The sequence below is a fragment of the Blautia sp. Marseille-P2398 genome, from assembly GCF_964240315.1.
GTDB lineage: Bacteria > Bacillota > Clostridia > Lachnospirales > Lachnospiraceae > Blautia_A > Blautia_A wexlerae.
The window spans coordinates 22,328-44,053 of record NZ_CAXSTD010000006.1 but is presented as its reverse complement, the minus strand read 5'-3'; the positions used below and the strand labels follow the sequence as shown (position 1 = coordinate 44,053).

Annotated in this window: 18 protein-coding genes and 1 tRNA gene; 17 read left to right on the top strand and 2 right to left on the bottom strand. The window is 42.1% G+C overall.

The features are described from left to right. Positions 1-205: 205 nt before the first annotated feature. The 9 genes from ACESZG_RS08510 (at position 206) to ACESZG_RS08470 (ending at position 9,661) form a co-directional block, all read left to right on the top strand. Entirely contained in the window at positions 206-2,563 is a 2,358-nt protein-coding gene (locus ACESZG_RS08510; protein WP_173720685.1) for an ATP-dependent DNA helicase, read from the top strand. A gap of 125 nt (positions 2,564-2,688) precedes the next feature. Further along, positions 2,689-4,182 (top strand): serine hydrolase, encoded by a 1,494-nt coding sequence (locus ACESZG_RS08505; RefSeq protein ID WP_243097453.1) that lies wholly within the window; start codon positions 2,689-2,691, stop codon positions 4,180-4,182. 181 nt (positions 4,183-4,363) lie between these two features. Continuing rightward, a complete protein-coding gene (locus ACESZG_RS08500) occupies positions 4,364-5,638 on the top strand; it encodes a sn-glycerol-1-phosphate dehydrogenase (protein ID WP_118574927.1) in 1,275 nt (424 codons plus the stop codon). Positions 5,639-5,640: 2 nt separating this feature from the next. Further along, a complete protein-coding gene (ispF, locus tag ACESZG_RS08495; RefSeq protein WP_025581017.1) occupies positions 5,641-6,123 on the top strand; it encodes a 2-C-methyl-D-erythritol 2,4-cyclodiphosphate synthase in 483 nt (160 codons plus the stop codon). Positions 6,124-6,150: 27 nt separating this feature from the next. Beyond that, positions 6,151-7,560, top strand: a complete 1,410-nt coding sequence (gene cysS / locus ACESZG_RS08490; protein WP_062807221.1) for a cysteine--tRNA ligase — start codon at positions 6,151-6,153, stop codon at positions 7,558-7,560. Further along, a complete protein-coding gene (locus ACESZG_RS08485; protein WP_025581015.1) occupies positions 7,545-8,024 on the top strand; it encodes a Mini-ribonuclease 3 in 480 nt (159 codons plus the stop codon). Before cysS ends, ACESZG_RS08485 begins: the two co-directional genes overlap by 16 nt. Beyond that, positions 8,021-8,758 (top strand): 23S rRNA (guanosine(2251)-2'-O)-methyltransferase RlmB, encoded by a 738-nt coding sequence (rlmB, locus tag ACESZG_RS08480; RefSeq protein WP_008705522.1) that lies wholly within the window; start codon positions 8,021-8,023, stop codon positions 8,756-8,758. Before ACESZG_RS08485 ends, rlmB begins: the two co-directional genes overlap by 4 nt. 115 nt (positions 8,759-8,873) lie before the next feature. Then, positions 8,874-9,476, top strand: a complete 603-nt coding sequence (gene sigH / locus ACESZG_RS08475; RefSeq protein WP_274605204.1) for an RNA polymerase sporulation sigma factor SigH — start codon at positions 8,874-8,876, stop codon at positions 9,474-9,476. Positions 9,477-9,589: 113 nt separating this feature from the next. Continuing rightward, positions 9,590-9,661 (top strand) — tRNA-Thr (locus ACESZG_RS08470). A 380-nt stretch (positions 9,662-10,041) separates the two neighbouring features. On the opposite strand, the gene ACESZG_RS08465 is transcribed toward ACESZG_RS08470, so the two are convergent. Next, complete coding sequence (locus tag ACESZG_RS08465; protein WP_118330050.1) at positions 10,042-10,551, bottom strand: Uma2 family endonuclease; 510 nt, start codon at positions 10,549-10,551, stop codon at positions 10,042-10,044. Positions 10,552-10,953: 402 nt separating this feature from the next. Here ACESZG_RS08465 and ACESZG_RS08460 point away from each other — a divergent pair, with 402 nt between their 5' ends. Next, complete coding sequence (locus ACESZG_RS08460; RefSeq protein ID WP_373217976.1) at positions 10,954-12,621, top strand: glutamine--tRNA ligase/YqeY domain fusion protein; 1,668 nt, start codon at positions 10,954-10,956, stop codon at positions 12,619-12,621. Between the two features lie 109 nt (positions 12,622-12,730). Here the strand turns inward: ACESZG_RS08460 and ACESZG_RS08455 are convergent, their stop codons facing one another. Further along, a complete protein-coding gene (locus ACESZG_RS08455; RefSeq protein WP_020993370.1) occupies positions 12,731-13,126 on the bottom strand; it encodes a hypothetical protein in 396 nt (131 codons plus the stop codon). Positions 13,127-13,345: 219 nt separating this feature from the next. On the opposite strand from ACESZG_RS08455, the gene ACESZG_RS08450 reads away from it, so the two are divergent. The 7 genes from ACESZG_RS08450 (at position 13,346) to ACESZG_RS08420 (ending at position 21,721) form a co-directional block, all read left to right on the top strand. Further along, positions 13,346-13,939 carry a nucleoside triphosphate pyrophosphatase gene (locus ACESZG_RS08450; protein WP_008705516.1) on the top strand — a complete coding sequence of 198 codons (594 nt, stop codon included), beginning with the start codon at positions 13,346-13,348 and terminating at the stop codon, positions 13,937-13,939. Positions 13,940-13,945: 6 nt separating this feature from the next. Continuing rightward, a complete protein-coding gene (locus ACESZG_RS08445) occupies positions 13,946-14,611 on the top strand; it encodes an HAD family hydrolase (protein WP_008705515.1) in 666 nt (221 codons plus the stop codon). After that, positions 14,604-15,407, top strand: coding sequence for an HAD family hydrolase (locus tag ACESZG_RS08440; protein ID WP_020993369.1), 804 nt, complete (start codon positions 14,604-14,606; stop codon positions 15,405-15,407). Before ACESZG_RS08445 ends, ACESZG_RS08440 begins: the two co-directional genes overlap by 8 nt. 1 nt (position 15,408) lies before the next feature. Beyond that, the gene (locus ACESZG_RS08435) at positions 15,409-15,666 is read left to right on the top strand and encodes a glyoxalase (RefSeq protein WP_008705512.1); all 258 of its coding nucleotides are present in this window, start codon (positions 15,409-15,411) and stop codon (positions 15,664-15,666) included. Positions 15,667-15,989: 323 nt separating this feature from the next. Next, the gene (locus tag ACESZG_RS08430) at positions 15,990-18,698 is read left to right on the top strand and encodes a hypothetical protein (RefSeq protein ID WP_373217973.1); all 2,709 of its coding nucleotides are present in this window, start codon (positions 15,990-15,992) and stop codon (positions 18,696-18,698) included. A gap of 267 nt (positions 18,699-18,965) precedes the next feature. Continuing rightward, positions 18,966-21,038 (top strand): molecular chaperone HtpG, encoded by a 2,073-nt coding sequence (gene htpG, locus ACESZG_RS08425; RefSeq protein ID WP_062807214.1) that lies wholly within the window; start codon positions 18,966-18,968, stop codon positions 21,036-21,038. A 353-nt stretch (positions 21,039-21,391) separates the two neighbouring features. Continuing rightward, positions 21,392-21,721 (top strand): sporulation initiation factor Spo0A C-terminal domain-containing protein, encoded by a 330-nt coding sequence (locus tag ACESZG_RS08420; RefSeq protein ID WP_008705507.1) that lies wholly within the window; start codon positions 21,392-21,394, stop codon positions 21,719-21,721. The last annotated feature ends 5 nt before the right edge of the window (positions 21,722-21,726 follow it).

Sequence of the window (21,726 nt, the reverse complement as noted above, 5' to 3'; positions counted from 1 at the left end):
TGGGGACTTGCTTGTATCAGGAGGAGTGCAAGCTCCTTCTGATAAACTGCGGAGCAGTTATTCGGTTATGAGCAAGTAGCGAAGCGGATTGCGAATATCCGCTTGACAATTCAGGAGTTTTTACATGATGATGAATTCTGTGTTATAATGAACGGACGATGTTGGGTAACTATTTGGTAGCTATTGTTGCGTGAGGTGTTTTGATATGGATAAGCCGGTGGTTCGTATTTCCGTCAGAAATCTGGTGGAGTTTATATTAAGAAGCGGGGATCTTGACAACCGGGGAGGATCTTCTGACAGAGAAGCAATGCAGAAGGGCAGCAGACTGCACAGAAAAATACAGGGCAGGATGGGAAGCCATTACAGAGCGGAGGTCTCTCTTAAATATAAAACAGAATATGAAGATGTAAGTATCCAGGTAGAGGGCAGAGCTGACGGAATCTTCACAGAGGATGGACAGTGCTGGATCGATGAAATTAAGGGTGTTTATGCAGATGTCAGTCAGTTGGAAAAGCCTGTGGAGGTTCACCGTGCACAGGCAATGTGTTATGCCTGGATCTACGCACAGGAGCAAAAAACGGAGAAGATCGGAGTGCAGATGACATATGGGAATCTGGACACAGAGGAGCTTAAGTTTTTCAGAGAAGAATATACGCTGGAAGAACTCAGACTGTGGTACCAGAATCTTTTGGACAGGTATCATAAATGGATCGCATACCAGCTTGCATGGAAAAAAGAACGGAATGCGTCCATGAGTGATCTGGAGTTCCCTTTTGAATATCGTGAGGGACAGCGAAAAATCGTATCCGGTGTATATCACACTATATCCACAGAAAGACAGATTTTTGTCCAGGCACCTACAGGAGTAGGAAAGACCATGTCCACGATCTTTCCGGCAGTGAGAGCAGTTGGTGCAGGACTGGGGGAAAATATTTTCTATCTTACAGCAAAGACCATTACCAGGACTGTGGCTGAAGAAGCTTTCTCTATATTAAAGGAGCATGGACTGAAATTTAAAGTGATAACCATTACCGCGAAGGAAAAGCTGTGCTTCTGCGATAAAACAGAATGCAATCCTGAGAACTGTCTGTGGGCGAGAGGACATCTGGACAGAGTGAATGATGCTGTTTTTGAACTGTGGACTACGCAGGACAGCTATGACAGGGATACTCTGCTGGAACATGCGAAGAAATGGCAGGTGTGTCCCTTTGAAATGTGCCTGGATCTGGCAGTCTGGGTGGACGCTGTGATCTGTGATTATAATTATGTATTTGATCCCAATGTTTATCTGAAAAGATTTTTCGGGGAGGGTACTTCCGGAGAATACATTTTTCTGATCGATGAAGCTCACAATCTGGTGGACAGGGGAAGGGAAATGTACAGTGCTCATGTGGATAGAGCGGATGTACTGGAGGCGAAGAGACTGGCCGGGGATTACAGCAAAGGTCTGGTGCGAGCACTGGAAAAAGTGAACAGACAGCTTCGAACTCTGGAAAAGGAGTGTACAGAGTACGAAATCCTGCCAAATCCCGGAGCAGTTTCTCTGGGAATGCTTCAGGTGATGGGGGAGATGGATAAGCTCCTGGAGGAACTTCATGGAAAGGAACTTCCGGAGCAGCTGCTGGAATTTTACTTCTGTGTGAGAGATTTCCTGAATATTGATGAACTTCTGGATGAAAATTATGTGGTTTATACAGAAATGGGAGAAGGGGGAAAGGTGATTCTGCGGCTTTTCTGTGTAAATCCTGCAGCAAATATTCATAGATGTCTGGAAAAGGGAAAAAGTGCGGTTTTCTTTTCTGCGACCCTGCTTCCCATGGATTATTACCGTACACTTTTAAGCACCAGAAAGGATGACTATGGGATTTATGTGACTTCTCCTTTCAGGCAGGAGAACAGGTGCATTCTCACAGGACGGGATGTGAGCAGTAGGTATACCAGAAGAGGATATGAGGAATATCACAGGATTGCATCTTACATTGCCAGAACTGTATGGACAAGAAAAGGAAATTATATGGTATTCTTTCCTTCTTATAAATTTATGGAGGATGTTCTGGAGGTGTATGAGAATGAGTTTTCAGCGGAATGGGTTCGCTGTATTTCGCAGACATCGGGAATGAATGAAAGGGAGAAAGAGGAATTTCTGGAGGAATTTTCTGCATCAGAGGGAACACTGGTGGGATTTTGCGTAATGGGCGGGATTTTTTCAGAGGGGATTGACTTGATGGGAGAGAAGCTGATCGGAGCGATCATCATAGGAACTGGTCTTCCTCAGATCGGAACAGAAAGGGAGATCCTCAGGCAATATTATGATAAAAAGGGTGTGAATGGATTTGATTATGCATACAGATATCCGGGAATGAATAAGGTGCTGCAGTCAGCCGGTCGTGTAATCAGAACCCAGGAGGACACAGGGATCATACTTCTGCTGGACGAGAGATTTACAGGAAAAGATTACAGGAATCTGTTTCCTGCTGAATGGTCTGACAGGGGAAACTGTACTTTAAATACTGTGGAAGAACAGCTGGGAAGCTTCTGGAACAGGATCAGAGAAAAGAACTGAACACTGATACTGAGATTCTGGTCTTTGCTGGAAAAAAGATAAAAATCTTGCTATCCTGAATAAAACAATATATACTTTGCTTACTGTGAATGGGATGTGAAAAGAAACCGTAAAAGGAGTTTTGCATGAGAAAAAATAGACAAACAGCGAAATATTATATTAAAAGTTATATCATAGCCGGAAGTCTGGCCGGAGCCATTTCCATGGCACTGGCTTTGGCGGTTCCTGTTATGGCTGCACAGCAGAGCCTTGCATCTGTCACCGGGCAGGCACAGATTCAGCCAATGGGAGATGGAAGCGGGAAATATATGATGAAGAGTGACGGATTTTACTGTCTGGATGTGAATGGCGCCGGAAGTACCCAGGCGGAGATCCATTATTTTCAGGATTATGAGATAGACGGAACTGTATTTGACGGATATTATTACCATGATGCAGATGGGAAATTCAAAGCCTGCAGTCCTCATATGGAGCATCTGAAAGGTGTTGCAGTGTTTGGGGATAAGACAGATGAGGAAGCTGATACACAGAATACCCAGGAGGCAGAGAAATTTGACGGATATTACTTTGTGAACAATCTGGGGCGTCTGTCAGCAGCACCGCAGGTAAGGTATATTGACAATCTGGCAATAGACGGGATTACTCTGAATGGATATTATTATTTTGATGAAAATGGCAGACTGGTAACCGAGCCAGGTATCTATTCACTTGAGATGGACTGTTATGAAATGAATTTTGACGGAAGCTATTATTTTGGCGGTACAAATGGTGCCCTGCTTCAGGAAAGCACAGTGACGGATGATGGTTTTATTGTGGATGATACGGGAAAGATCGTGAATATGGATGATCTTGGGATGGATAATCTGAAGCCTCAGCTTGAGAAGATGCTGTCCGGATATCAGGGAACCTGGAGTGTTTATGTGAAAGACCTTAATGAAGAAAAGGAAATCCTGATCAATGATACTTCCCTTTATTCTGCAAGTCTAATCAAAGCCTTTGTAATGGCAAAGACCTATGAGGACATGGAGCAGGTAAAGGCAGATGAGGCAAAGAAATTAAATACTGCAGATACAAAAACTGTAGATGTAAAATTAAATGACCTGCTGTGGAATATGATCACAGTCAGTGACAATGAATCCTGCAATGAACTGGTGAAGCTTCAGACAGATTCCCTTGATTTCAAAAAAGGTGCGGAGGATATTAACAAATATCTGGAAAAAGAGGGCTATACAGAGACAAGTGTGCAGCACACCCTCCATCCTGCAGCATCCGCACAGGAGAGTCTGGGTGGCAGAAACATGACTTCTGTAAAAGATTGCGGCACTCTGCTTGAAAAAATCTACAAGAGGGAATGTGTCAGCAAAGAGGCGTCAGAAGAAATGTTAAATCTTCTGTCAAATCAGGAAAACACCTGGAAAATCCCCCAGGGACTTCCGGATGGAATAAAATCTGCCAACAAGACCGGCGAGACAGACCAGGATCAGCACGATATCGCAATTGTCTATGGCGAAAAGACAACTTATATCCTATGTGTGATGTCTGAAAACTGCCCGGAGAGTACGGCGGTGACGAACATACAGAATATTTCAAAGATTGTATATAATTATTTGAACCTGTAGCCGCCAGACCTGCGCGGAATGATTGATTTTTACAGGAAAATCATGTATAATACCAATGAACTATGCCTATAGAAAAAAGTTTAACCGAATCAGGCTGTGAAACAACTATTCAATTATGAGCAGATAGTCAAACGGATGATTTTATCCGCTTGATTCAGGAAAGTCAGGAGGAAGAATTTAAATGCGAGTTGATGCGGACGATTTTGCCCGACCTTGCAGCTGCGGCAGGGAACACCAGATTGCAGTGAAAGAGATTTTGATAGAAGCCGGAGCTGTAGAGAAGCTTGAAGAAGAGATGTCAGAGGGAATGCTCAGAGAGTACATATCCCCGCTGGTCATCTGCGATACCAATATCTATGCGGCAACAGAGGAACTTATGGAGGATATCTATGACAGGTGCCAGGTACTTGTTCTGGATGCAGAGGGACTTCAGGCAGACCGGCATGCAATAAAAATTGTGGAGAACAACATGGAAGAGGACATTGACCTGATCCTTGCAGTAGGAGCAGGCACGATCCATGATATCAGCCGTTATATTGCACATAATTACAAAGTACCTTTCATTTCAGTGCCTACCGCAGCAAGTGGAGATGGATTTGTAACAACAGTAGCAGCAATGACCCTGGATGGAGTAAAGAAGACTGTGCCTTCAGTAGCTCCGATCTGTGTATATGCAGATACAGATATTTTTTCAAAAGCACCACAGCGCCTGACTGCAGCCGGGATTTCAGACTTGATGGCGAAATACATCTGTCTTGCAGACTGGAAGATCGCGAACCTGGTCACCGGAGAGTATTTTTGCCGCGAAACTGTAAAGCTGGAAGAGAAAGCATTAAAAACTGTGAAATCTTCGATTCAGGATATTACAGAGGGAGAGGAAGATGAATGCGAACAGCTTATGTATGCATTGATTCTTTCCGGACTTGCAATGCAGATGATCGGTAATTCAAGGCCTGCGTCCTGTGCAGAGCACCAGGTCACACATCTGTGGGATATGGAAGTGATCAATGGTCCGCTGGATGCACTCCACGGAGAGAAGGTTTCTGTAGCAGCACTTCTTGTACTGGAAGAATACAAGCGTATCGCTGCAGCCATCACACAGGGAAGATGTCACGCAAAACCCTATGAGAATGAGGACGAGGAGCTTCTGAAAGAAACTTTTGGAAAAAAAGGACTTCTGGAAGAAATAAGAAAAGAAAACGAGCCGGAATTGTTAGAAACTATTTCACCCCAGCATCTGGAAAAATGCCTGAACGGGATAGAGGAGATTATTGATGAGCTTCCCAGTGAACAGACTATGTTCCGTTTGCTGGAGAAAGCCGGATGCGCGAAAACCGTTTATGATATCGGACTCGATGAATCGGCTGTTTTGCCAAGCCTCAGACTTGCTCCTTATACAAGGAGACGGTTAAGCTTATTGAGAATCAGCAAGATGCTGGATATAAGAGGAGAATGATTATGCGTGTTGGAATGGGATATGATGTACACAGACTGACCGAAGACAGAGATCTGATCCTGGGTGGTGTGAAGATAGACTGGGAAAAAGGTCTCCTGGGACATTCAGATGCAGATGTACTGATCCATGCAGTTATGGATGCACTTCTGGGAGCTGCTGCACTGGGCGATATCGGAAAACATTTTCCGGATACAGACCCTGTATATAAAGGAATTTCCAGTATTCTGCTGCTGGAACATGTGACGAAGCTTTTGAGAGAGCACCATTATGAGATCGGAAATATAGATGCAACGATCATTGCACAGAAACCAAAGATGGCACCTCATATTCCACAGATGAGAGCCAATATGGCGAAAGCAATGGGAATCAATGAGTCTCAGCTGAACATTAAGGCCACTACAGAGGAAAAACTGGGATTTACGGGAAGAGAAGAAGGAATTGCATCTCAGGCGATCTGTCTTCTTAATGAAAGAAAAGAGAGTTAATGATAGAGAAAACTGGAGGAATAAAACATGAAACTTTTTAACACACTGACACGTAGAAAAGAAGAATTCGTACCTCTTGAAGAGGGAAAAGTTCGTATGTATGTCTGCGGTCCGACTGTATACAACCTGATCCATATCGGAAATGCACGTCCGATGATCATCTTCGATACCGTACGCCGATATATGGAATACAAAGGATATGAAGTAAACTATGTTTCCAATTTTACAGACGTAGATGACAAGATCATCAAGAAAGCAATCGAAGAGGGCGTAAGCGCACAGGAAATTTCCGAGCGTTATATTGCAGAGTGTAAGAAAGATATGGATGGCATGAATGTAAAACCTGCCACAACCAATCCACAGGCAACACAGGAAATCGACGGAATGATCAGTATGATCCAGACTCTGGTTGATAAGGGATATGCTTATCCGGCAGCAGACGGTACTGTTTATTTCAGAGTTAAGAAGTTCAAAGAATATGGCAAACTTTCGCACAAGAACCTGGATGATCTGCAGTCCGGCTTCCGTTCTCTGCAGGTATCCGGTGAAGACCAGAAAGAAGATCCACTGGATTTTGTTCTCTGGAAACCGAAGAAAGAGGGAGAACCATCCTGGCCTTCACCATGGTGTGACGGACGTCCGGGATGGCATATTGAGTGTTCTGTTATGGCGAAAAAATATCTTGGTGATGAGATTGATATCCATGCAGGCGGAGAAGACCTGATCTTTCCTCACCATGAGAACGAGATTGCACAGAGTGAATGCTGCAACGACAAAATCTTTGCAAAATACTGGATGCACAATGCATTCTTAAATATTGATAATAGAAAAATGTCCAAGTCTCTTGGAAACTTCCGTACTGTTCGTGAAATCAGTGAACAGTATGACCTGCAGGTGCTTCGTTTCTTCATGCTGAACGCACATTACAGAAGTCCGCTGAATTTCAGCGCAGATCTGATGGAAGCTGCAAAGAATGCATTAGAGCGTATCACAGATGCAGCAGCAAACTTAAAGGACAGAAAAGCAGCAGCACAGACAGAAACTGCAACAGATGCAGAGAAAGAACTGCTTGCACAGGCACAGGAATTCGTAAAGAAATTTGAAGAAGCTATGGATGATGATTTCAACACAGCAGATGCACTGGCAGCAATCTTTGAACTGGTTAAATTTGCAAATACAAATGTATCAGAGGCAAGTTCCGCAGAATTTGCAGGAGCACTTCTTGACACAATGGTGAAATTATGCGATGTACTTGGTCTGAAGGCTGTGAAAACAGAAGAAATCCTTGATAAAGAAATCGAAGACCTGATCGCAGAGCGTCAGGAAGCAAGAAAAGCAAAGAATTTCGCAAGAGCAGATGAGATCAGAGATGAGCTTCTGGCTAAGGGAATCATCCTTAAGGATACCCGCGAGGGAGTAAAATGGAAGCGAGCTTGAATAATATGAGTGAGACAAACGGGCTTAATGAAGAGAGTTTAAGTAGTTTGAAAGGTTTGCTTAATCAGGTATTTCATTTGGAGGATAAAGACTTACGCACCTATTCTCCGCTGACATTGGCGTATATCGGAGATGGCGTCTATGAACTGGTGATCCGCACGATCCTTGTAAAAAAAGGCAACTGTCCGGTAAACCAGCTTCACAGAAAAGCCAGCAGTCTGGTTAAGGCAGGAACTCAGTCTTCCATGATGGAAGTAATCGAGCCCATGCTTACAGAGGAGGAACACAGCGTTTACAGAAGAGGAAGGAATGCTCATTCTCCTACAATGGCTAAACATGCAACCATGGCAGACTACCGCAGGGCAACAGGGTTTGAAGCTCTGATGGGCTATTTATATTTAAAAGATGATTTCAGCAGGATCATAGAACTGGTCCGTGCAGGGATCGGAGAGGATAAGATATGAGTGAACAGATAGAAGGACGCAATGCGGTTCTGGAAGCCTTTCGTTCCGGCAAATGTGTAGATAAGCTTTTTATCCTGGACGGATGCCAGGACGGACCGGTCCGCACTATTGCCAGAGAGGCAAGAAAAAAAGATACGATTATTAACTATGTGGCAAAAGAACGTCTGGATCAGTTAAGCGAGACAGGCGCACATCAGGGCGTAATCGCTCAGGTGGCAGCCTATGAATATGCAAGTGTAGAAGATATTCTTGCGAAGGCAAGGGAAAAAGGAGAAGATCCCTTTATCTTTATCCTGGATAATATTGAGGATCCTCATAATCTTGGTGCGATCATCCGTACAGCAAACCTTGCAGGTGCACATGGGGTGATTATTCCCAAGAGAAGAGCAGTTGGCCTGACTTCCACAGTTGCCAAGACTTCAGCAGGTGCATTAAACTATACACCTGTTGCAAAAGTTACCAATCTGGGACATACCATCGATGAACTGAAAGAACAGGGCATGTGGTTTGTATGTGCGGATATGGGCGGTGAAACCATGTACAATCTTAACCTGACAGGTCCGATCGGCGTAGTGATCGGCAATGAAGGTGAAGGTGTAAGCAGACTGATCCGTGAGAAGTGTGATTTCGTGGCATCTATTCCTATGAAGGGTGACATTGATTCCCTCAATGCATCTGTGGCAGCCGGAGTACTTGGATATGAGATTGTACGTCAGAGACTGCAGAAGAAGTAAGTTTATCTCAGACTGCTTGAATTTTTGCAGCAGAAAATTATTCCACAATATTGTTATGCTATAAGAAGCCCTCTGGGCGAATGATAGAGATTTTCAGAAAAACGGAAGGGTTAAATTGATGAAACAGTATGACGGAATTAAAGATGAAGAATTAATTTCCCGTTTCAAAAACGGGGAATCAGAAATCCTCGACTATCTGATGGAAAAATACAAGAACATGGTCCGCAAGAAAGCAAGGACCATGTTCCTGATAGGCGGGGAGAACGATGACCTGATACAGGAAGGCATGATCGGACTGTTTAAGGCAGTCCGCGATTACCAGCCGGACAGGGATGCTGCATTCCAGACCTTTGCCAGTATATGTGTGGACAGACAGATCTACAACGCCATCCAGAGTTCCAACAGGCAGAAGCACCAGCCACTGAATTCCTATATTTCCCTCAGCGAACAGGATGGGGAAAATGAAGAACATCTTGGAGATAACTGGGGAGAGAACCCGGAGTCTATCATTATTGACCAGGAGAATGTCCAGAATCTGGAGCAGGAGATAACAGCAACGTTAAGTCCAATGGAGAACCAGGTTCTTGAATATTATCTGGCAGGAAACGGATACGGAGAGATTGCCCGGATTATGGGAAAAACACCCAAATCCATAGATAATGCATTACAGCGTATCCGAATCAAGATCAGAGAGCAGTTGGAGCAATATCAAAAATAGAAAGATATCTGTATAAAACCCAAAAATAAAAATCAAAAAGTTAAAAATAGGGATTGACAATACAAACAAGTTCTGATAATATATTTAAATGTGAGCGGTAAATCCGACACAATGCTGATGTGGCTCAGAGGTAGAGCACTTCCTTGGTAAGGAAGGGGTCACGGGTTCAATTCCCGTCATCAGCTTTTTTTATTGCTTAAAAATAAAGGATTTCTTGAACTTCAGTAACTCAAAAGTAATCAGAACAGAAGTTTTGATATACTTCTAAGAACTGTTTGTACTTCAAGAATGACAAGAGATATGTTATACTTACAGTGTTGTCCAACCGATACCCGGCAACGGGAGGAGGTGAGTTTCTTGTCTGCCATAAAAAATAAGAAGAAGCCCCCAGTATTCGCACTACTGAGGGCTTCATTCTTTTTGTCTACATGGACTTGCTATTTCTTTTCGCCTACTGGCATTATAGCATATGCAGATCAGGAAATTAATATGCAAGTGATTCTGAAACATTCTGAAACAAATAAAAAAGAGTAAACTATCTCCTTGGTTTATGCCTTATTTTTCGTTAATATTCACCAATGTCGAACAGCTCGTCAAAGGTTATCTTCAGATTCGGAAACATAACCAGATGTAAATCTTCTTTATTCTGGGCTGTGACAGTCTTATAAAGATACGGATAACCAGTGCCATCTTCTTTGAAATCGAAGAGATAAATCTCTACAGATTTTTTTCTCCAGTCAACGATCCAATACTCAGAGACACCGACCTTGCAATAAATATCCATCTTTTCATGTCGATCATATTCTTCTGTGGCATTGGACAAAACTTCCATCACAAAGCGGGGAATGCCAGTGAAAGAAATGTTCTTACGGTCTCTCAGGTTACAGATGATTGATACGTCAGGAATGATTACTTTATCATCATTTTCACGCCATTCATACTGAACACCATCACCAAAGACACGACATAAGCTGTCTTTGATTTGGCTGCCGATCTTGATAACAAAGTTATTGATAACCATAGAATGTTCCAGGTAAGTTTTACTTAAATCTTCAATTGGTAGTGCATTACTCATATTGCCGCACCTCCTTGATATGTTGATATAATTATAATATTTTGCAAGATGTTAGTCAAGGATATGAGCTGCTGAAAGAGAGTGCAGATGAGTCTGAGAGTTACTGTTCACACACCACTGTCCCGCAAGGTGTTTTGGCATGAATATGCCAAAATCCCGAGACATACAAGCCAAAATTCCATTGCCGCAGGCAATCTGGAATGAATTTTGGCTACGTTACTGTGAACGGAGTGAACAGTAACGTCTGAGAAATATAAGGCCTGTCACTGTTGTGTAAACGGTTGACAGATGGAATTTCCAATGATAATATAAATTCATTCGACATAAAAAATATTCAGTTGTATTTTTTATATATAGATGTGTGATAAAACAGTATAAAATACGACAACAGGAGGGAAAAAGATGGAGAACGAAACAGTTTCCAAAAATTTTATTGAGAATATCATTGATAAAGATTTAGCAGAGGGTGTTTATGACACCGTGCATACGCGTTTCCCGCCGGAACCGAATGGATATCTTCATATCGGTCATGCGAAATCTATTCTTTTAAACTATGGTCTTGCACAGGAATATAACGGCAAGTTCAACATGCGTTTTGATGATACAAACCCGACCAAAGAAAAGAGTGAGTTTGTAGAATCCATCAAGGCAGATATCAAATGGCTTGGTGCAGACTGGGAAGACAGACTGTTTTTTGCATCTGACTATTTCGGACAGATGTATGAATCTGCTGTAAAGCTGATTCAGAAAGGCAAAGCCTATGTATGTGACCTGACAGCAGATCAGATCCGTGAATATCGTGGAACTCTTACAGAGCCGGGTAAAGAAAGTCCATACAGAAACAGAAGCGTAGAAGAGAACCTGCAGCTTTTTGAAGAGATGAAAGAAGGCAAATATGCAGACGGAGAGAAAGTGCTTCGTGCCAAGATCGATATGGCATCTCCGAACATGAATATGCGCGACCCGGTTATCTATCGTGTTGCTCATATGACTCACCACAGAACAGGTGATACATGGTGCATCTATCCAATGTATGATTTCGCCCATCCCATCGAGGATGCGATTGAGGGAATCACACATTCCATCTGTACTCTGGAGTTTGAGGATCACAGACCACTGTATGACTGGGTTGTAAAAGAATTGGAATACCCACAGCCGCCGAAGCAGATTGAGTTTGCAAAACTGTATCTGACAAATGTAGTTACAGGTAAACGTTATATCAAGAAATTGGTAGAGGAAGGCATCGTAGACGGATGGGATGATCCGCGTCTGGTTTCCATCGCAGCACTGCGCCGCCGTGGATTTACACCGGAATCCATCAAAATGTTTGTAGAACTCTGCGGTGTATCCAAAGCAAACAGCTCTGTTGACTATGCAATGCTTGAATACTGCATCCGTGAGGATCTGAAACTGAAACGTCCACGTCTGATGGCTGTTCTTGATCCGATCAAGCTTGTGATCGATAATTATCCGGAAGGCGAAGTAGAATATCTGGAAGCTCCGAACAATATGGAGAATGAAAAACTGGGAACCCGTAAAATACCGTTTGGCAGAGAACTCTATATTGAGAGAGAAGACTTCATGGTAGATCCGCCTAAGAAATATAAGAGAATGTTCCCGGGCACAGAGGTTCGTCTTATGAACGCATATTTTGTAACCTGTACAGGATATGAAGCTGATGAAGATGGAACTGTACGTGTTGTACACTGTACTTATGATCCTGCAACAAAGGGTGGCAATGCGCCGGATGGCAGAAAAGTAAAAGGAACCATTCACTGGGTAGAAGCAAGTCAGGCAGGAAAAGCAGAAGTACGTCTCTATGAGAATATCGTAGACGAGGAGAAGGGTGTATACAACAAAGAAGATGGTTCTCTGAATGTAAATCCGAACTCTTTGACAAAAGTTACTGCATATGTAGAACCAGCACTTATGGAAGCAAAAGGCTATGACAGCTTCCAGTTCGTAAGAACAGGATTTTTCTGTGCAGATATCCATGATTCTAAAGAGGGTGCACCGGTATTCAACCGTATCGTGTCTCTGAAGAGCTCATTTAAACTTCCGAAAGCATAATGAGACTGAAATAGTAATATAATCAGAATAAAAAGGGAATGTTGCTTCTACGATTGTATAATCGTGAAGTAACATTCCTTTTTGGTTACGTTACTGTGAACGGTAACGTTTATTCTTCAGATTCAGATGCAGCGTCCATAGTCTCTTCAAAATTCTCGGGTTCATCGGCATCTTCTTCCTCTTCTGCATCTTTAATCTCAACTTCAGCAGCTTTATCGGAAGACTTCTCAGAATCGTCTGTATCAGCAGCTTCTTCGTTTTCGGTGTCATCTGTTGCAGACTGTTCGCCTGTATGTTCCCAGGACTGGAAATCTTCGGCAGGTTCCTGATCTTCCTTAGCAGTTTCCTTTTCATCAGTCAGATCGAAATCATCAAAGTCATCTTCAAAATCAAAATCCTCTTTACAGGATCCTTTTTTGGCAATAAGGGCAGCTACAGCACCGGCAGCAGCTGCTGTAAGGGCACCTATTGCAACATATCCCCAGTATTTATTAATTTTAGCCATGATAATCATAAACTCCTTTCTGATATTTTCCTATTTTTGACAGCGAGTCAGGATAAAAATATCTTTTACTCCTGACACCATTTTATTCAGCTATAGGTTATTGTTATTTTAATACTTTTCAGATAAAAAGAAAAGCGAAATTTTATGGAAAGAGTTAATGAAAGCAGTTGCATACCAAAAAGATACAAGGTATACTATGACAGGAAAGAAGAGGTTATTATGAGAAAAATTATTTTGGCATCTGCTTCACCCAGACGAAAAGAACTGTTGGAACGGGCTGGCGTAGATTTTGAAGTGTTGCCTGCATCAGGTGATGAGAATCGTATCTCAGACAATCCGGGAGAGGCAGTAAAACAGCTGGCTTCGGATAAAGCAGCTTCTGTTATCCGCACTATGAAAGATAGTGCCGACGGAACAATTGTGATCGGATCTGACACAGTGGTAGTGTTTGAGAATGTGATCCTTGGCAAACCTCATGATACAGAGGATGCAGTGAATACATTAAAGAAACTTCAGGCAAGTACTCATCAGGTATATACCGGCGTTTCTGTATGGGAAAAGAAAGAAAAAGTCTGGACAGAACATACTTTTTATGAAAGTACAGATGTGACTTTTTATCCGGTTTCAGATGAGGAGATCAGAGAGTATGTTGCTACAGGAGAGCCTATGGATAAGGCTGGAAGCTATGGCATCCAGGGACTTTTCGGAATTTATGTAAAGGGGATCAACGGAGATTACAATAATGTGGTAGGACTCCCGGTTGCCAGATTATTTTATGAAATGAAGAAATCAGGAATTAACTTAAGAGGATGACAAAAGATGATTAAAGCATGTATATTTGATTTGGATGGAACACTGGCTGATACGCTGGATTCCATGGCTTATGTGACTAATATTATTATGGAAAAATTCGGGTTGAAAACACTTCCGGTGGATAATTTCAGATATTACAGCGGAGAAGGGGCAAATATGCTGATCCGCCGCGCACTTAAGGATGCGGGGGATCCGGAACTTGCGCATTATGATGAGGGACAGAAGCTTTACCGGGAAATGTTTGAAGCAGATCCGATGTATAAAGTAGTTCCCTATAAGGGAATGCCGGAAACCTTAAAGAAATTGAAGGAACATGGAATGAAGCTGGCAGTTTGTTCAAATAAACCTCATCCTGCAGCTGTGAAAGTAATTGCGCAGCTTTTTGATGGGGAATTTGATATGGTAGTTGGTCAGAGTGAAGCAATCCGCAGGAAACCGGCACCTGATGGTCCGCTTATGGTTGCGGAAAAATTTGGTGTAAAACCGGAAGAATGTATGTATGTGGGAGATACAAGTACAGATATGAAGACCGGTAAAGCAGCAGGAATGTATACAGTAGGTGCGCTATGGGGCTTTCGTGACCGAAAAGAACTGAATGAGAATGGAGCAGATCTTGTCGCTGAGAAACCGACAGATCTGGTAAAAATTTGCGAGGAACATGGAAATGATTAAGTTGGTTGCAAGTGATCTGGATGGGACGTTACTTTTACATAAGGCACAGTCTCTGCCTGAAGAAATTTTTTCGCTGATCAGGCAGTTAGAGGAACTGGGGATTATGTTTGTAGCAGCCAGTGGAAGGCAATATCCGAATATGACAAAGCTGTTTGCACCTGTTGCTTCAGAGATTTCCTATATTTCGGAGAATGGTGCGCTGGCAGTGGATCATGGAGAGGTACTGTATCAGGATTCTTTTGACAGAAAGCTGGCAGGGGAGATTATTTCTGCAATCCTGGAAAAGAAGGATGCCGAGTTTACCTGTTCTGCAAAGGATTACCACTACCTGATGCCGAAGACAAAGAGATTTCATGACCATATGTTATATGAAGTAAAAAATGAATGCAGATTTGTAAACAGCATGGAAGAGATGACGGCTCCTATTATGAAGCTGGCTGTGTTTGAACCGGCCGGCCTTACAGAAGAATCTGTGAAATACTGGATGGACAGATTTGGAAAAGAATGTGTTGTTGTCACTTCGGGAAATGAGTGGATTGATTTTATTCCTTTTGGAACAAACAAGGCAAAAGGAATCAGAGAATATCAGAAAAGATATCATATTTCGCCGGAAGAATGTATTGCGTTCGGAGACGAATATAATGATATAGAGATGCTTAAAGCGGTAAAATATGGCTTTGCCATGGAGCATTCCAAGGAGGGGGTACGGGCAGCTACGTCCTATATGACAAAACAGGTTGAACCGGTCCTTGAGAAGCTGATCCGGGCAAAGGGAAAGATTGAGGAGGTTATTTAAATTGTTTACAGAAGAATGTATTAATACGTTTCTTGAAAATCAGGAGCAGCTTTTTCCACAGGCGGTAGCAGAATCATATGAAGCAGCGGAAGCATTCCTTGAGGATTGCATGGCGCAGGTTGTGGATTCTATTGAAGAAGTGAGAGAATATCTGGAAGAGTCAGGCGCTGATGTGGAAGGAATGTCAGATGAAGAACTGGAAGATGCAAGTGAAGTATTTGCTCTGCCGGATGGAAAATATCTGATAGTAGAAGGATAAAAACTGTTCGGTCAAATTATGGATATCACGTGATATATCGGAGAAATAACTGTAAAACACAGTTCGGTCCCTGAATATTGGAGAAAATTGAACTCTGATACTCAGGGGCTGAAGTTGTTTTAAGGGAGAAAATACAGATTACATTTCCGGAAAATGTGATGCTATAATGCTTTTATACAGAGAAAAAACGATGTTGTGGTCTGTGATGGGAATGAAAAGGGCAGACAGACACAGAAGCATCACAGAACTGTAATTATTCAGTACCTTCAGAGTGGCTGCTGAATAATTACAAATCTTATTATAAATGAAAAGGAGGACTACAGATGGAGAGAAAGAGATTTCTTGCAGTTGTAATGACTGTGATGATGGTTATTTCAATGATTCCATCCATGGTTTTTGCGGCAGCTCCGTCAGGAGAATTGGGCGGTAAGCTTAAGATTAAGGGACTTGCAGCTGTAGGCGTAGTGTTGAGTGCAGATTATGCAAAGGTTACACCGGAAGAGGTTACGGATGAAGATTTTACTTTTTCCTGGTCAAGACAGACCGGGGAGAAGGAGTTAACACAGGTAGGTACTGAGAAGACCTATACGATCACTCAGGATGATCTGGGATGCAGACTGGTGCTTGATCTGACCCCTGTAGATGGAAGCGGACTGACAGGTACTCTTACTGCAAAGACGTTAGAGGTAGCTGCAACTGAAGAAGAGGCGAAAGCAGTGGAACAGGAAGCAGAGGATGCACAGCAGACAGAAACGGCAGATGGAACAGAGAATGCACAGCTGGAAGAAACGGCAGATGGAACAGAGGATGCACAGCTGGAAGAAACAGCAGATAATGCAGAAGGCAGTCAGGATTCTGAAAATCAGGATGTAGATAGAACAGAAGATGTACAGCAGAATGCAGGGAATGAACAGGAAGATGAATCTCAGAACACAAAAGGTCAGCCGGAGGAAACAACAGAAGGTACTGATGATTCCCAGATGAAAATTTATACAGAAGATCAGCTGCAGGTGGATGAGAACGGAAATGTGCAGACAGATGGATCAGAGAAAGATGGACAGGCAGCAGGTGAAGATGATAAAGATAAAAAGACTTACGAAGCGACTGTCACTGTAGAGGACAGCGAAGATCAGATCTGTGATTTTGGAACAGTAAAGAGTGATCTTGAGGATGTGGAAGCACAGTATGTGCAGATTACGAACACCGGAAATGAGAGCTTGAATTTTCAGGAGATCAGTCCGGAACATTTTATGGCTCAGGATATTATAGAACCGCTGAGTGCAGGTGAATCTGTAAGCGTATGGATACAGCCGAGGGAAGGGCTGGAACCGGGTGAATATGATGATATGATCACATACCGGACGGAAGAAGGTATTGAGGTTTCTTTTGAAGCGAAGATTGCAGTTGAAGGTGAGGATGATTCATCAGATGACGAAGATCTGAAGCCTTCGGATGAGCCTTCTGCAGAACCGACAGAGACGCCAGATGACAGCGAGGCTCCATCGGCAGGTGACAATGCAGATGCATCTCTTGAGGCACAGTCTCTTGATGTAAATACAGGAAGTCTTAATTTCAGCGATATCGAAGAAAATTATACACAGGCCAATGAGACACTGTCCGTAACCGTAACAAATACAGGGGATGGAACTGTCACTTTAAAGATACCGAAATCAGATTATTTTGAGGTGATGAACGAAGATGGAAGTGAAGCTGTATCAGGAATACAGATTGCAAAAGGTGATTCTCTTATGTTCATGGTACAGCCAAAAACCGGTCTGACGAAGGGGGATTACAGTGATACCCTGATATTTGAAAGTGAAGAGGATTCGGAAGTAGCAGCGCAGGTAACTGCGGAAGTATCTGTAAAAGAGGCAGAACAGGAACAGATCACAGCAGTTCAGGCAGATCCGGAATCTTTCAGTTATGATGATCTGAAGGAAGGTTATGATACTCCTGAAGCGACGACCATTACACTTACCAATACAGGAAATACAACTGTTTCGCTGATGCAGCCATATGCAGAGTATTTTGATATTGGGGAACTTTCGGCATCAGTGCTGGAGCCGGGAGATTCTGCTGCATTTACAGCAGTACCGGTGACCGGTCTGAAAGTCGGCAATTATCTGGATAGTATTCAGATAGCCCAGACCAGTTCGGAAGGACAGGAAGATGTATTAACAACGATCAAAGCTTCTGCGACTGTTTCGGAAGTGAAAAAGATTTATAAATTATCCGTAACACCGGAAGAACTGAATTTTGGAAAAGCAAAAGAAGGATATAGTGAGGCACCGGAAGCGCAGAAAGTTACAGTGACGAATGAGGGGAATACAAATGTAACTTTAAATGCACCGTCAGGTAAAAACTTTAAAATCGGGAAACTTTCAGCCACAGAGCTTGCACCGGGGGAGAGCTGTACATTTAAAATCCGCCCGAAGGAGGGGTTAAAGGCCGGCTCCTATACAGAGTCAGTTGTGATTGATAATGAACAGCAGATCAGTGCAGAAGTGAAAGTTCAGTTTACGGTTAAAGCTACCCGCAAGGCGAAAATTGCAGATCCGGCAGATAATAAGATTACAGGAATCAGTTCAGATGGATACACAACACAGTCAAAGATTACATTTACAGCAGTCGGAGCGGGTATGGACAATGAAAGTCCGGGAAAGGGAGATGTCCGCTATGTACCGTATAACTGGAAAGTGATCAATACAAATAGCTGGAGCAGTGCACCTTATACTGCTGCATTTGGAATTACGAAGGCCGGAACCTACACATTGACAGTTACATTTGACCGTCAGAAGTATAATGGAAGTGAATGGAAGAATACAGGGGAGCAGGATACTAAACAGGTGAATTTCAGTATTACACAGGCGCAGACTGTAACTGCAACTCCGACTCCGCAGCCGAATGGAGCAAGTGCGAAAACAGCGGTAAAGACAGGAGATACGACTAATATCACACCGTTTGTGATTATTCTGGCGATTGCAGCGGGATGTATTGTGGGAGTTGTGGTATACAAAAGACGAAAGAAATAAGAGTTATCTGAAGAAAAAATACAGGGGAATATGTAAAATATAAAATTATTAGCACTCATTTTTAGTGAGTGCTAATTTTTTCTTGACTTTTGGAATAAATGGTATTACTATATCTTTCAGAGAAGCAACTTACAGGAGTCAAAAGCTATTTCAAAGGATAAACAGGAGAGGATAGTTTTGGCTCAGGAGGCAGAGCAGGTAAGAATGCAGTATATTGACAGATAAAGTTGCGGCAAATGATTAAAAACAAAAAGGAGTGTGGACAGCATGGCTGTAAAACATGGAAATTTATCAATTAACAGTGAAAATATTTTCCCAATCATCAAGAAATGGTTATATTCCGATCATGATATTTTTGTAAGAGAGCTGGTCTCCAACGGATGTGATGCGATCACTAAACTGAAAAAACTGGAAGTAATGGGAGAATATACTTTTCCGGAAGGATACAAACCGGAGATTCAGGTAATTGTTAATCCCGATGAGAAAACTCTGAAATTCATCGATAATGGTATTGGCATGACTGCTGATGAAGTAGAGAAATACATTACCCAGATTGCTTTTTCAGGTGCAACTCAGTTTCTTGAGAAATATAAAGACAAAACTACAGATGATCAGATGATCGGTCATTTTGGACTTGGATTTTATTCTGCATTTATGGTGGCGGATGAAGTGCATATTGATACACTTTCCTATACAGAAGGTGCACAGCCTGTACACTGGTCCTGCGATGGTGGAACAGAATATGATATCCAGGAAGGTAACAAGAATACGATTGGTACAGAAATCACCCTGTTCCTGAATGAAGACTGCCTGGAATTTGCAAACGAGTACCGTATGCGTGAGATTCTTGAGAAATACTGTTCCTTCATGCCGGTTCATATTTACCTTTCCAAAGCAAATGCACCTCAGGAATATGAGACAATTGATGAATCTGAGTTAAGAGACGATGATGTAGTTGTTGAACATATTCATGAGGAAGCAAAGACAGAAGAAAAAGAAAATGATAAAGGTGAAAAGGAAGTTGTTGAAATTTCTCCTGCAAAGGATAAAGTAAAGATCAATAAACGTCCGGTTTCCATCAGTGATATTAATCCGCTCTGGATGAAGCATCCGAATGAATGTACAGATGATGAATACAAGGAATTCTACCGCAAGGTATTTATGGATTATAAGGAACCGTTATTCTGGATACATCTGAATATGGATTATCCGTTTAATTTAAAAGGTATCCTGTACTTCCCGAAGATCAATACAGAGTATGATTCCATTGAAGGAACGATCAAACTTTATAACAATCAGGTATTTATCGCAGATAATATCAAGGAAGTAATTCCTGAATTCCTGCTTCTTCTGAAAGGTGTGATCGATTGTCCGGATCTTCCATTGAACGTGTCACGAAGTGCATTGCAGAATGACGGATTTGTACAGAAGATTTCTGAATACATTTCCAAAAAAGTGGCAGATAAGCTTACCGGAATGTGCAAGACTGACAGAGAATCTTATGAGAAATACTGGGATGATATCAGCCCGTTTATTAAATATGGCTGTATTAAAGATGCTAAGTTTGCAGAGAAAATGGGAGATTATGTACTCTTTAAGAATCTTGATGGCAAATATCTCACATTAAAGGACTGCATTGAAGAGAATAAAAAAGAAACAGAAGAAACTGAGGCTCAGACAGAAGAAAAGAAAGAAGATGCAGCAGAGTCTGAAAACAAAGACAATGCGGAAGCGAAAGAACCTGAGAAGACAGTAATTTTCTATGTAACTGATGAAGTTCAGCAGAGTCAGTATATCAATATGTTTAAGGAAGCAGGAAAAGATGCCGTTATCCTGAAACATAATATTGACAGTGCATTTATTTCCAGTCTTGAGCAGAAACATCAGGAAGTACAGTTTAAGCGTATTGATGCGGATCTGACCGAAGAAATGAAGGGTGAGGGTACTGCCGATGAAGAAACTGTCAAAGCACTGACAGAACTTTTCCGCAAGAGCCTTAATAAAGATAAACTGGAAGTACATGTTGAGAATCTGAAAAATGAAAATGTATCAGCAATGATGACTCTTTCCGAAGAGAGCCGCCGTATGCAGGATATGATGAAGATGTATAATATGTATGGAATGGATCCGAATATGTTTGGCGGACAGGAAACACTGGTTCTGAATGCGAATCATCCATTGGTTAAATATCTGGCAGAGAATCAGGAATCTGACAAGGCTCCGCTTATCTGTGAACAGTTGTATGACCTTGCGATGATGAGCCATAAACAGCTTTCACCGGACGAAATGACCAGATTTGTTCAGAGAAGCAATGAAATTTTGCTGATGATTGCAAAATAAGATAGAAAGCAGGCAATTTGCCGGCAGATCAATGAGAGGACAGATACGCCTGTCAGAATAGCAGAATATCAAATAAGGAGCGGAGAATAACTTTTGCTCCTTATTTTTGTGGAAAACAATTACATTGGTATTGACAAATGTCTTATGAATTCCTATTATTAAGTTGCCGATATTTTAATGAATATGCCGAATCCGCATAAAATATAACGGGTTACAGAGAATAGTGACTGCAATGGTGCTTCCGGGCAGCCAATATCGTGACTTTCATTTACTTATAGAGAAATGTGTGTAAATAAATGAGATATCCAAATCTGTAAAAACACAGATTATGGAAGTTACAGGAGGAACGATGTATGAGTGCAGTTTATGGAGTTATTAGAAAATTGGGTGCAACATCAAAGTATAAAGGATATTATTATGTTGTGGATGCAGTAGAAATGGCACAGAAAATTTATGAGCGACCGGTAAAAGTCACCAAAGATATTTATCCGGTCATTGCAAGAAAATATAAATCAACGCCGTCTAATGTAGAACACAACATAAGAACACTGGTAAACTTATGTTGGATGAATCATAAGGATACACTGGAAGAAATGGCAGGATGTACAATGGCAGATAAACCGACGAACAGTGAGTTTATAGATATTCTGGTCTATTATCTGCGTTATTCGGATAAAGACTGATAACA